The sequence below is a fragment of the Kitasatospora purpeofusca genome (assembly GCF_000718025.1).
Lineage (GTDB): Bacteria > Actinomycetota > Actinomycetes > Streptomycetales > Streptomycetaceae > Kitasatospora > Kitasatospora purpeofusca.
The window spans coordinates 429,665-441,720 of the sequence record NZ_JODS01000001.1 but is presented as its reverse complement, the minus strand read 5'-3'; the positions used below and the strand labels follow the sequence as shown (position 1 = coordinate 441,720).

The following is a 12,056-nucleotide window of genomic DNA, read 5'->3' as shown; positions in this document are numbered from 1 at the left end:
TCAGCCCCTCCGGACGGCCGGGCCGCCCTGCGGGCGCGGCAGCGGCAGACGGGCGACCAGGTCGGTGACGATCTGCTCGGAGGTGCGGCGGCTGAGCTGGGTCTCGGCGGTCGGCATCAGCCGGTGGGCGAGCACCGGCACGGCGAGGCGCTGGATGTCGTCCGGGGTGACGTAGTCGCGGCCGTCCAGGGCGGCGGCGGCGCGGGCGGCCCGGACCAGGTGCAGGGTGGCCCGGGGGGAGGCGCCGAGGCGCAGCTCGTGGCTGGTGCGGGTGGCGGCGACCAGGTCGACGGCGTAGCGGCGGACCGGGTCGGCGACGTGCACGGTGCGGACGAGGTCGATCAGCTTGAGGATGTCGGCGGCGTGGGCGACCGGCTGGAGGTCGTCCAGCGGGCTGGCGCCGGCGTGCACGTCGAGCATCGCGAACTCGGCCTCGGCGCTGGGGTAGCCCATCGAGATCCGGGCCATGAAGCGGTCCCGCTGGGCCTCCGGGAGGGGGTATGTGCCCTCCATCTCCACCGGGTTCTGGGTGGCGACCACCATGAACGGCGAGGGCAGCTGGTAGCTGGTGCCGTCGATGGTGACCTGGCGCTCCTCCATCGACTCCAGCAGCGCGGACTGGGTCTTCGGCGAGGCGCGGTTGATCTCGTCGCCGACCACGATCTGGGCGAAGATCGCGCCGGGGCGGAACTCGAAGTCCCGCTGCTGCTGGTCGAAGATGTTGGTGCCGGTGACGTCCGAGGGCAGCAGGTCCGGGGTGAACTGGATCCGTCGCACGGTGCAGTCGACCGAGCGGGCGAGTGCCTTGGCCAGCATGGTCTTGCCGACGCCGGGCACGTCCTCCAGCAGCAGGTGGCCCTCGGCGAGCAGGACGGTCAGGGCGATCCGGACGGCCTCCGGCTTGCCCTCGATCACGCTCTCGATGTTGGCGCGGATCCGGTCGACGACGGCGGCGAGTTCCGGCAGACCGACGGGGCGGTGCTCCGCCGCCTCCCGGTCGCCTCCCGCACGACCGTTGAGATCGGCCTGATCGCTGTAGCTCGTCACCCGTACGCTCCCTGGCACACCAATGACCGGCTCCGTCCGAGCCCGGCCCCCACCCCATGCTGGACGCGGCCCCTCCGGTCGCGGTTCCGTGTCGGGGAGCCGGTGCCGGGGTACGGCCTGCGGCAGGCCTCCCCAGGTGGTTCGGGGTCAGACCGGCAGGCGCATTCTCCCCTGCGGGGCGGAGGAAGTCACCCTGTTCCTGTGCGCCCGCCTCCGGGAGGGCTGCCCGCGCGTCCCCCGGGTGCCGGGCCGGGGGGTGTCCGGCGGCCCGGACGCCGTCGGCCGGGCCGGTCGGACGGGCGGGGGTCAGTCGATCTCGCGCAGCAGACCGGTGTGGACGTCGAACACGAAGCCGCGCACGTCGTCGGTGTGCAGCAGGAACGGGGAGGTGCGGACCCGCTGCATGGACTGCCGGACGTCGCCGTCGAGGTCCACGAAGGACTCGACCGCCCACTGCGGGCGCTGGCCGACCTCCAGCTCCAGTTCGCGCCGGAAGTCCTCGGTGAGGCCGAGCAGGCCGCAGCCGGTGTGGTGGATCAGCGCGACCGAGCGGGTGCCGAGGGCGCGCTGACTGATGGTGAGGGAGCGGATGGTGTCGTCCGTGACCACGCCGCCCGCGTTGCGGATGACGTGGGCGTCGCCGAGTTCGAGGCCGAGGGCGGCGAACAGGTCGAGGCGGGCGTCCATGCAGGCCACCACGGCGATCTTCTGCACCGGGCGGGCGTCCATGCCGCCGTCCCGGAAGGTCACCGCGTAGTCGCGGTTGGAGGCGACGAAGCGGTCGATGATGGTCGGGGTGGCGGAATCGGCAGCGGCGGTCGGCGTGGGCCGGTCGGGGGTCACTGTCATGGTGAAGACGTTAGTGCGATTTACCCGGTCGTGGTGGGGCTGATTGCTACAGAGCGGGTGCCTGTGACCGAGGGCATGTCCACAACGCCGTCCGCCGGGGTGCGCGCCGTCCGTCCGGTCGCGCCCGGGCGGCTGGCATGTGCCACGAGCACCCTCGCGACCTGCGGTGATCCGTACCGCCGCCCGGGTGGTGCGCCGGAGCGGACCATTGACTGGAGGGGCGCGCGCGATAGAGTTGCGGCGCAGTGGAGCACACCCGCCGAGGCCCGTCAACCGGGCCTTTCCGGCCGTGCGCGACCGACGCGGCCCGCGGCCTCCACCCGCTCCCCGTACCACCTGGCGCACCTTCCCCGGCGCCGGGCGGGCACGGCCTTCCCCAGGAGCGGGCGGGGACCACGGGCCGCGCGGCCCGGCCCGTGCGACGGCTCCACCTCCCGGTGGGACAGAATGGGCGGGGCTCCCCGGACGTCGGGCGGCTTTCGCACCGAGGAAGGGCGCCACAGCGCATGAGCACCAACGATCCGGGTCCCAAGCACGTCCCGGTGATGCTGCAGCGGTGCATGGACGCCCTGGCCCCGGCGATCTCCCGGCCCGGAGCGGTGGTGGTGGACGCCACCCTCGGCCTCGGCGGCCACAGCGAGGCACTGCTCACCCAGTTCCCGGACGTCCGGCTGGTCGCGGTGGACCGCGACACCGCCGCGCTCAAGCTCTCCGGCGAGCGGCTGGCCCCCTTCGGCGACCGGGCCACCCTGGTGCACGCGGTCTACGACGAGATCCCCGAGGTGCTGGAGCGCCTGGACATCCCCAGGGTCGACGGCATCCTCTTCGACCTCGGCGTCTCCTCCATGCAGCTCGACGAGGCCGACCGCGGCTTCGCGTACGCGCAGGACGCGCCGCTGGACATGCGGATGGACCAGACCCGGGGGATCAGCGCGGCCGAGGTGCTCAACACCTACAGCCACGGCCAGCTGGCCCGGATCCTCAAGGTCTACGGCGAGGAGCGGTTCGCCGGGAAGATCGCCTCGGTCATCCTCCGCGAGCGCGAGAAGGAACCGTTCACCAACAGCGCGCGTCTGGTCGATCTGGTGCGCAACGCCATCCCGGCCGCCACCCGCCGCACCGGCGGCAACCCGGCCAAGCGGACCTTCCAGGCGCTGCGGATCGAGGTCAACGGCGAGCTGGAGGTCCTGGACCGGGCGATCCCCGGGGCGCTGGACGTGCTGGCGCTCGGCGGACGGATCGTGGTGATGTCCTACCAGTCGCTGGAGGACCGCCTGGTCAAGCAGTACCTCGCGGCGGGCGCGACCAGCACCGCGCCGCCGGGGCTCCCGTTCGTCCCCGAGGAGCACCAGCCCTGGCTGAAGCTCATCACCCGCGGTGCCGAGCAGGCCACCGAGGAGGAGATCGAGGAGAACCGGCGTGCCGCACCCGTGCGGCTGCGGGTGGCGGAGAGGATCAGGGACCGAAGCACCCGGGGCTGACCGGAACCGGGGCGGTCCGAAGGGCGGAGGAAGACGGTGGGGCCGGTGGCCGGAGGCGGGGCGGGGAGCCGGGTGCTCCCCGGGCAGGGCGGCAGGGCGCGGATCACCGTGCGCCCGGGCCGGTCGGTACGGGGGCGGACGCCGTTCGCGGTGCTGGTGGTGCTGCTGCTCGGGGCGGGGCTGCTCGGGCTGCTCGCCCTGAACACCGCGCTCAACGAGGGCTCCTTCGAGCTGTCGCGGCTGAACCGGCAGACCACCGTGCTGACCGACGAGCAGCAGGGGCTCCAGCACCAGATCGACCAGAACTCCGCGCCGGACGCGCTGTCGCGCCGGGCCGTGGAGCTGGGCATGGTGCCGGCCGGCGGGATGGCCTTCCTCGACCTGCCGAACGGCGGCGCGGTGGTCGGCACGCCGAAGCCGGCCCAGGACAGTCCGCCGGTGAAACGGTCCACCGTGGAACCGTGGCCCGGAAAGCAGCCCGCGCCGGGCCAGTCGACGCCCCAGCCGGCCGTCCAGCCGAGTGCCCAGCCGAGTGTCCAGCCCTCCCCGGCGGCGCCGGCCGCCACCGCGGCCCCGTCGGCCGTGCCGGGCGCCGGCGGCGACGTCACCGTGCAGGTCAACCCCGGTCCGGCCAGGACGGCCCCGGCCGCGGGCGGGGGTGGCGCCCGATGAGCACGCCCCGTCAGCCCTCCGGCGGCGGCGCCGGCGGGCGCCGGACGATCAAGGGCGCCGCGCCGCGCCCGGGCGTCCCGCGCGGACAGTCCGGCGGCAAGCCGCCGGCCGCCGGGCGGGCCCGCAGCCCCAAGCCGCAGCCCCCCGGAGCGCAGCCCGCGAAGCCCCAGCCGTCCAAGTCGCAGCCCCCCAAGCCGCAGGCGCCCAGGCCGGCCGCCGCCAGGTCGCAGCCGCCGAAACCGTCGGCCGCCAAGGGCCAGGGCGCGCGCGGGCAGTCCCCGAAGGACCAGCCCGCCGGGGGCCGCCGGCCCCGTCCGCAGTCCGCCGAGGGCCGCCCCGCGCGCAGCGGGCAGCCGTCGGCCGCGACGGTCCGTCCCGCCGTGCGCGGGGTGCGCCCCCCGCAGCAGCGCCGCGCCGAGGGGCGCCCGGCGGCCGGTGCGCCGCCGCGACGCCGCCCCCCGCAGCGCCGTCCGGCCTCCCGGGGGATCCGGCTGGCCGATCCGCGCCGCCGGCTGCGGGTGATCACCGTCGTGCTGTCGGTGGTGTTCTCGGTCTTCGCCGGGCGGCTGGTCCAGCTCCAGCTGCTGGACTCGGACGCGCTGGCCTCCGACGCCAACACCAACCGCTACCTGAACATCCCGATCACCGCCGAGCGCGGCTCGATAACGTCCTCCGACGGCGTCGCGCTGGCCACCACCGTGGACGCCTACGACATCACCGCCGACCCGGCGATGTTCACCCCCGGGGCGACCGGCCTGCCCGACGCCCCCGAGCAGGCCGCCGCCCTGCTGGCGCCGATCCTCGGCGTGCCCAAGGAGAAGATCGCCGCCGATCTGCGCACGCCGAAGACCCGCTACAAGCGGCTCGCCGCCCAGCAGACCCCGGACGTCAAGAACCAGATCACCGATCTCAAGTCCAGCCTGGAGAAGCAGGCCGGCTCGCGTGCCTGCCAGGCCCAGAAGCGGCTGCTGAACAAGCCCGTCGACGAGGGCGGCCGGACCCGGGTCGACAACGAGTGCGTCAATCCGCTGGCCGGCGTCTTCAACCGGGACACCCAGAAGCGGGTCTACCCCTCCGACGGGCTGGCCGCGAACCTGGTGGGCTTCGTCAACGCCGAGGGCGAGGGCGCGGGCGGGCTGGAGCAGCAGTTCCAGAACCAGCTGGCCGGCAAGGAGGGCCACAGCAGCTACGCCCAGGCCGGCGGCCGGCTGGTGCCGACCGCGGGCGGCTCGCTGGAGCCCGCCGTGCCCGGCACCGACCTGCGGCTGACCGTCAACCGGGACATCCAGTGGGCGGCCCAGCGCGCCATCACCGACCAGGTCGCCAACGCCGGGGCGGAGAAGGGCTATGTGATCGTCCAGGACGTCAAGAACGGCCAGGTCCTGGCGATGGCGACCTCGCCCGGCTTCAACCCGAACGACCTGAGCACGGCCAAGAACTCGCAGCTCGGCAACGCCGCCCTGCAGGACGCCTACGAGCCCGGCTCCACCGCCAAGCTGATGACCATGGCGGCCGTCCTGGACACCGGCAAGGCCACCTGGGACACCAAGGTCACCGTGCCGTACCCGCTGGTGCGCGGCGACGTGGCGTTCAAGGACGACGTCGAGCACGACACCTGGTACCTGACCCTGGCCGGCGTGCTCGCCAAGTCCTCCAACATCGGCACCATCGAGGCCGCCCAGACCCTCGGCGCCACCCAGCCCGAGGCCAACCGGGTCCTCTACGACTACCTGCGGAAGTTCGGCATCGGCCAGCAGACCGGTCTGGCCTTCCCCGGCGAGACCGCCGGACTGCTCGACAAGCCGGAGGACTGGAAGGCGTCCAAGCAGTACACCATCCCGTTCGGCCAGGGCCTGTCGGTCAACGCGCTCCAGGCCACCTCGGTGTTCTCCACCATCGCCAACGGCGGTGTCCGGGTGGCGCCCAGCGTGGTCCAGGGCACCACCGCGCCGGACGGCAAGTACACGCCGGCCCCGGCGGGCGCGCAGTCCCGGGTGGTGAGCGAGCAGACCGCGAAGACCCTCACCGAGATGCTGGAATCGGTCGTCTCCGACGAGCAGGGCACCGGTGGCAAGGCCGCGATCCCGGGTTACCGGGTCGCCGGCAAGACCGGCACCGCCAACCGGGTGGACCCGAAGAACGGCGGGTACCGCGGGTACACCGCCTCCTTCATCGGTTTCGCGCCCGCCGACCAGCCCCGGGTCACCGTCTCCTGCGTGATCCAGGACCCGGTCAACGGCCACTTCGGCGGCCAGCTGTGCGGCCCGGTGTTCAAGCAGGTGATGGAGTTCACCCTCAAGACCCTCCAGGTCCCGCCGAGCGGGAGCGAGGCGCCCAACCTGCCCGTCGAGTGGAAGCCGTGATCGACCATGGACAACGACCTGGCGGGTGCGGCCGCCGGTGTGCAAAAGGGCCGGTTTGGCCCTGGACACCCTTCGGCGGATAGCCTCTCCGCCGTGCCGAAACCCGATCAAAACACCGTGAGCCCGCCCCGCCCCACGCGGACCGGCGCCCGGACGCTCGCCGAGGTCGCCCGTCTGCTGGGCCTGGACCCCGTCGAGGGGCCCGAGGTCACCGGCGTCACCCACAACGCCCGCGAGGTCCGCCCCGGCGACCTCTACGTGGCGTTCCCGGGGGCCAACCACCACGGCGCGGCCTTCGCCGGACAGGCCGCCGGAGCCGGCGCCGTCGCGGTGCTCACCGACCCGGCGGGCGCCGAGCTGGCGGCCGGCACCGGTCTGCCGCTGCTGGTCGTCGACCGGCCCCGGGCCCGGATGGGCGAGCTCGCCGCGGCCGTCTACGACCGCCCCTCCGAGCGGCTGCTGATGATCGGACTCACCGGCACCAACGGCAAGACCACCACCTCGTACCTGGTCGAGGGCGGCCTGCGCGGCGCCGGGCGCCACCCCGGGGTGATCGGGACCGTGGAGATGCGGGTCGGCGACGAGCGGATCAAGAGCGAGCGCACCACCCCCGAGGCCACCGACCTGCACGCGATCCTCGCCGTGATGGGCGAGCGCGGCGCGGACGCGGTGACCATGGAGGTCTCCAGCCACGCCCTGGTCTACGGCCGCACCGACGGCGTGGTCTACGACGTCGCGCTGTTCAACAACCTGACCCCCGAGCACCTCGACTTCCACCCGGACATGGAGGACTACTTCCAGGCGAAGGCCCGGCTCTTCCAGCCCGGCAAGTCCCGCGCCGGCGTGGTCAACCTGGACGACGCCTACGGCCGCCGACTCGCCGCCGAGGCGAAGATCCCGGTCGCCACCTTCTCCGCCACCGGCGCCCCGGAGGCGGACTGGCGCGCGGTCGACGTCCAGCTCGGCCCGGTCGGCTCGACCTTCCGGGTGCTCGGCCCCGGCGGTGTCGAGGCCGACGCCGCCGTCCCGCTGCCCGGCCCCTTCAACGTCGCCAACGCGCTGGCCGCGATCGTGCTGCTGGCCACCGCCGGACTCCCGCTGGAGTCGGCCGTGGCCGGTGTCGCCGCCGTCCCCGGGGTGCCCGGCCGGCTGGAGCGGGTGGACGCCGGACAGCCGTACGTCGCGGTGGTCGACTACGCCCACAAGCCGGACGCCCTGGAGGCCGTCCTCGGCTCGCTGCGCGAGGTCACCAAGGGCCGGCTGCACGTGGTGGTCGGCTGCGGCGGCGACCGCGACCCGCACAAGCGCGCCCCGATGGGCGGCATCGCCGCCCGGCTCGCCGACACCGCCGTCCTGACCAGCGACAACCCGCGCAGCGAGGACCCGCTGGCGATCCTCGCCAGCATGCTGAACGGCGCCGCCGCGGTGCCCGAGGCCGAGCGCGGCGCCGTGCTGGTCGTGCCGGACCGCGCCGAGGCGATCGAGCTGGCGGTCGCCCGGGCCCAGGCCGGTGACACCGTGCTGGTGGCGGGCAAGGGCCACGAGCTCGGCCAGTACGTACGAGACGAGATCCGCCCCTTCGACGACCGGGAGGTGCTGCGCGAGTCCATCGTGCGGACCACGGCCGCGCAGGGCAGCCAGGGCACCCGAGGAGTGGACCAGCCGTGATCGCACTGACCCTCGCCGAGGTGGCCGCCGCAGTCGGGGGAACCCTGACCGACGCCGACCCGGACGCCCTGGTGACCGCCCCGGTCGAGGTCGACTCCCGCAAGGTCCGCCCCGGCGGTCTCTTCGCGGCCTTCGCCGGCGAGAACGTGGACGGCCACGACTACGCGGACCGGGCGCTCGCGGCCGGCGCCGTCGCGGTGCTGGCCTCCCGCCCGGTCGGCGGCCCGACCGTCCTGGTCGACAGCGTGGTGGACGCGCTCGGCAAGCTCGCCCGCGCCGTCGTCGGCCGCGCCGACGCCGCAGTGGTCGCGCTGACCGGCTCGGCCGGCAAGACCAGCACCAAGGACCTCATCGCCCAGCTGCTCCAGCGCCTGGGCGACACCGTCTACCCGCCGGGCTCGCTCAACAACGAGATCGGCCACCCGATGACCGCCCTGCGGGTCGAGGACACCACCCGGCACCTGGTGCTGGAGATGGGTGCCCGGCACAAGGGCGACATCGAGTACCTCACCTCGATCACCCCGCCCCGGATCGGCCTGGTGCTCAACGTCGGCACCGCCCACGTCGGCGAGTTCGGCTCCCAGGAGGCGATCGCCGAGGCCAAGGGCGAGCTGGTCGAGGCCCTGCCCGCCGACGGCGTCGCGATCCTCAACGCGGACGACCGCCTGGTGCGCGCGATGGCCTCCCGGACGAAGGCCCGGGTGGTGTACTTCGGCGAGTCCGCCGAGGCCGACGTCCGGGCACAGGATGTTCGCCTCGACTCCACCGGACGTCCATCGTTCACGCTGAGCACCCCGGCCGGTTCCGCACCCGTGCAGCTGCGCCTGTACGGTGAGCACCACGTCTCGAACGCCCTCGCCGCCGCAGCGGTGGCGACGGAGCTCGGGATGACCGTCGACGACACCGCCGAAGCACTGAGCGAGGCGGGTGCGCTGTCCCGCTGGCGCATGGAGGTCGTCGACCGGGCCGATGGTGTCACCGTCGTCAACGACGCCTACAACGCGAACCCCGACTCGATGCGGGCCGCGCTGCGGGCGCTGATCTCGATGGGTGGGCGCGGCCCGGAGCGCCGCCGCACCTGGGCGGTGCTCGGCGAGATGCGGGAGCTCGGCGAGGACAGCCTGGCCGAGCACGACGCCATCGGGCGGCTCGCGGTCCGGCTCGACGTCACCAAGCTGGTGGCGGTCGGCGGACGCGAGGCGGCCTGCATGGAACTGGGCGCGAGGAACGAAGGTTCGTGGGGTGAGGAGTCGGTGCTGGTGTCCGACGCGGACGCGGCGGTCGAACTGCTGCGCAGTCAGCTGCGGCCGGGGGATGTGGTGCTGGTGAAGGCGTCCCGTTCGGTGGGGCTGGAGAAGGTGGCCGAGGCCCTCCTCGCGGACGGTGCGGCCGAGTAATGAAGCAGATCCTCTTCTCCGGCATGATCGGTCTGATCCTGTCGCTGGCCGGTACCCCCGCGCTGATCAAGCTGCTCGCCCGGCAGGGCTACGGCCAGTACATCCGCGACGACGGCCCCAAGGCGCACCACAGCAAGAAGGGCACGCCCACCATGGGCGGCATCGCGTTCATCCTGGCGACCCTGATCGCCTACTTCGCCACCAAGGCGATAACGCGCGAGAGCCCGACCGCCTCCGGCCTGCTGGTGCTGTTCCTGACGACCGGTCTGGGCCTGGTCGGCTTCCTCGACGACTACATCAAGGTCGTCAAGCGCCGCTCCCTGGGCCTGCGGGCCAAGGCCAAGCTGGCCGGCCAGTCCATCGTCGGCCTGGCGTTCGCGGTGCTGGCCCTGCAGTTCCCCGACAACGCCGGCCGCACCCCGGCCTCGGAGCACCTCTCCTTCGTCCGGGACTTCGAGTGGGCCGTCGGCCCGGTCCTGTTCGTCATCTTCGCGTACTTCCTGATCGCCGCGACCTCCAACGGCGTCAACCTGACGGACGGTCTGGACGGCCTGGCCACCGGTGCCTCGGTGATGGCCTTCGGCGCCTACACCTTCATCGGCGTCTGGGAGTACGGCCAGAGCTGCGCCTACGTCTCCTCGGCCACCGCCAACTGCTACGACGTCCGCGACCCGCTGGACCTCGCGGTGGTCGCCGCCGCCCTGATGGGCTCCTGCTTCGGCTTCCTCTGGTGGAACACCTCGCCCGCCAAGATCTTCATGGGCGACACCGGCTCGCTGGCCCTCGGCGGCGCGCTGGCCGGTCTGGCGATCTGCTCGCGCACCGAGATCCTGCTCGTCCTGCTGGGCGGCCTCTTCGTGATCATCACCCTCTCGGTGATCATCCAGGTCGGCTCGTTCCGGATGACCGGCAAGCGCGTCTTCAAGATGGCCCCGCTGCAGCACCACTTCGAACTCAAGGGCTGGAGCGAGGTCCTGGTCGTGGTCCGGTTCTGGATCATCCAGGGCCTGTGCGTGGCCGTCGGCCTCGGCCTCTTCTACGCGGGATGGGTGACCGGATGACCGACTCCGACCTGCCCGACCTGCCTGATCTGCCCGACTGGACCGGCCTGCCGGTCACCGTCGCCGGGCTCGGCGTCTCCGGCATCAGCGCCGCCCGGGTCCTGCACGGCCTCGGCGCCCTGGTCACGGTCGTCGACGGCGGCTCCGGCGAGGGCCTGAGGGCCCGCGCCGCCGAACTGGAGGCGCTCGGCGTCACCGTCCGCCTCGGCGACGGCGACACCCTGCCCGAGGGCACCCGGCTGGTCGTCACCTCGCCCGGCTGGCCGCCGAGCAGCCCGCTGTTCGAGGCCGCCGAGCGGGCCGGCCTGGAGATCTGGGGCGACGTCGAGCTGGCCTGGCGGCTGCGCCGGCCGCACCCCGCCACCGGCGAACCGGCCCCCTGGCTGGCGGTCACCGGCACCAACGGCAAGACCACCACGGTCCAGATGCTCGCCTCGATCCTGACCGCCGCGGGCCGGCGCACCGCCGCCGTCGGCAACGTCGGCGTCTCGGTGCTGGACGCGGTGCTCGCCGAGGAGCCCTACGACGTGCTCGCCGTCGAGCTCTCCAGCTACCAGCTGCACTGGGCGTCCTCGCTGCGCCCGCACTCGGCGGCCGTGCTCAACCTGGCCCCCGACCACCTGGACTGGCACGGCTCGATGGAGGCGTACGCCGCCGACAAGGGCCGGATCTACCAGGGCAACACCGTCGCCTGCGTGTACAACCTGGCCGACCCGGCCACCGAGGCGCTGGTCCGCGAGGCCGACGTCGAGGAGGGCTGCCGGGCGGTCGGCTTCGGCCTCGGCGCACCCGCCCTGTCGAACCTCGGCGTGGTCGACGGCCTGCTGGTGGACCGGGCGTTCGTGGCCGACCGGGCCAAGAACGCGGCCGAGCTCGGCTCGGTCGAGGACGTCAGCCCGCCGGCCCCGCACAACATCAGCAACGCGCTGGCCGCCGCCGCGCTGGCCCGCGCCTACGGCGTGGAGCCGAAGGCGGTCCGCGAGGGCCTGCGGGCCTTCCGCCCGGACGCGCACCGGATCGCCGAGGTCGCCGTGGTCGACGGGGTCACCTGGATCGACGACTCCAAGGCGACCAACACCCACGCCGCCGCGGCCTCGCTGGCCGCGTACCGGCCGGTGGTCTGGATCGCCGGCGGCCTGGCCAAGGGCGCGGAGTTCGACGACCTGGTGCGGGGCGCGGCCGACCGGCTGCGGGCCGCCGTACTGATCGGCGAGGACCGCGCGCTGATCCGGGAGGCGCTGGCGCGACACGCGCCGGATGTCCCGGTGATCGAGGCGGCCGAGGGCCAGACTGGCGCGGTGGCGATGACCGAGGTGGTCCGCGCGGCCGCTTCGCTCGCCCGAACGGGTGACACGGTGCTGTTGGCCCCGGCCTGTGCCTCGATGGACATGTTCACCAACTACGGCGAGCGCGGAGACCTCTTCGCCGCGTCCGTCCGGGAGCTGGCGGACGGGGACCAGTAGCGGGACGGACGGCCTCCGGCCGCCGTCGCCGCGCCCGCCGGAGGCCGGCGAGGCA

9 protein-coding genes are annotated in these 12,056 nt (G+C 73.7%); 7 read left to right on the top strand and 2 right to left on the bottom strand.

Annotated elements, in window-relative coordinates:
• Positions 1 to 966 carry an AAA family ATPase gene (locus IF01_RS0102045; protein WP_037778790.1) on the bottom strand — a complete coding sequence of 322 codons (966 nt, stop codon included), beginning with the start codon at positions 964 to 966 and terminating at the stop codon, positions 1 to 3.
• A gap of 387 nt (positions 967 to 1,353) precedes the next feature.
• The gene (locus IF01_RS0102040; RefSeq protein WP_030391458.1) at positions 1,354 to 1,896 is read right to left on the bottom strand and encodes a beta-class carbonic anhydrase; all 543 of its coding nucleotides are present in this window, start codon (positions 1,894 to 1,896) and stop codon (positions 1,354 to 1,356) included.
• Positions 1,897 to 2,402: 506 nt separating this feature from the next.
• Between IF01_RS0102040 and rsmH the strand changes: the two genes are divergently transcribed.
• From rsmH to murD, 7 genes are read left to right on the top strand one after another with little or no spacing between them, the layout of a single operon-like run.
• Positions 2,403 to 3,377 (top strand): 16S rRNA (cytosine(1402)-N(4))-methyltransferase RsmH, encoded by a 975-nt coding sequence (gene rsmH / locus IF01_RS0102035; protein WP_030391457.1) that lies wholly within the window; start codon positions 2,403 to 2,405, stop codon positions 3,375 to 3,377.
• 45 nt (positions 3,378 to 3,422) lie between these two features.
• Entirely contained in the window at positions 3,423 to 4,049 is a 627-nt protein-coding gene (gene ftsL, locus IF01_RS0102030; protein WP_208624267.1) for a cell division protein FtsL, read from the top strand.
• Entirely contained in the window at positions 4,046 to 6,412 is a 2,367-nt protein-coding gene (locus IF01_RS0102025) for a peptidoglycan D,D-transpeptidase FtsI family protein (RefSeq protein WP_078879580.1), read from the top strand. Before ftsL ends, IF01_RS0102025 begins: the two co-directional genes overlap by 4 nt.
• Before the next feature lie 6 nt (positions 6,413 to 6,418).
• Positions 6,419 to 8,080 (top strand): UDP-N-acetylmuramoyl-L-alanyl-D-glutamate--2,6-diaminopimelate ligase, encoded by a 1,662-nt coding sequence (locus IF01_RS0102020; RefSeq protein ID WP_078879579.1) that lies wholly within the window; start codon positions 6,419 to 6,421, stop codon positions 8,078 to 8,080.
• Positions 8,077 to 9,477 (top strand): UDP-N-acetylmuramoyl-tripeptide--D-alanyl-D-alanine ligase, encoded by a 1,401-nt coding sequence (locus tag IF01_RS0102015; protein WP_030391453.1) that lies wholly within the window; start codon positions 8,077 to 8,079, stop codon positions 9,475 to 9,477. Before IF01_RS0102020 ends, IF01_RS0102015 begins: the two co-directional genes overlap by 4 nt.
• The gene (mraY, locus tag IF01_RS0102010) at positions 9,477 to 10,538 is read left to right on the top strand and encodes a phospho-N-acetylmuramoyl-pentapeptide-transferase (protein WP_030391452.1); all 1,062 of its coding nucleotides are present in this window, start codon (positions 9,477 to 9,479) and stop codon (positions 10,536 to 10,538) included. The genes IF01_RS0102015 and mraY overlap by 1 nt, the downstream gene beginning before the upstream one ends.
• Positions 10,535 to 12,001 carry a UDP-N-acetylmuramoyl-L-alanine--D-glutamate ligase gene (murD, locus tag IF01_RS0102005; protein WP_051754819.1) on the top strand — a complete coding sequence of 489 codons (1,467 nt, stop codon included), beginning with the start codon at positions 10,535 to 10,537 and terminating at the stop codon, positions 11,999 to 12,001. Before mraY ends, murD begins: the two co-directional genes overlap by 4 nt.
• The last annotated feature ends 55 nt before the right edge of the window (positions 12,002 to 12,056 follow it).

Excerpts from the sequence above, each read along its gene's own strand:
- rsmH (WP_030391457.1), top strand. The coding sequence starts at position 2,403 with ATGAGCACCAACGATCCGGGTCCCAAGCACGTCCCGGTGATGCTGCAG.
- mraY (WP_030391452.1), top strand. The coding sequence starts at position 9,477 with ATGAAGCAGATCCTCTTCTCCGGCATGATCGGTCTGATCCTGTCGCTG.
- murD (WP_051754819.1), top strand. The coding sequence starts at position 10,535 with ATGACCGACTCCGACCTGCCCGACCTGCCTGATCTGCCCGACTGGACC.
- IF01_RS0102020 (WP_078879579.1), top strand. The coding sequence starts at position 6,419 with ATGGACAACGACCTGGCGGGTGCGGCCGCCGGTGTGCAAAAGGGCCGG.
- IF01_RS0102040 (WP_030391458.1), bottom strand. The coding sequence starts at position 1,896 with ATGACAGTGACCCCCGACCGGCCCACGCCGACCGCCGCTGCCGATTCC.
- IF01_RS0102025 (WP_078879580.1), top strand. The coding sequence starts at position 4,046 with ATGAGCACGCCCCGTCAGCCCTCCGGCGGCGGCGCCGGCGGGCGCCGG.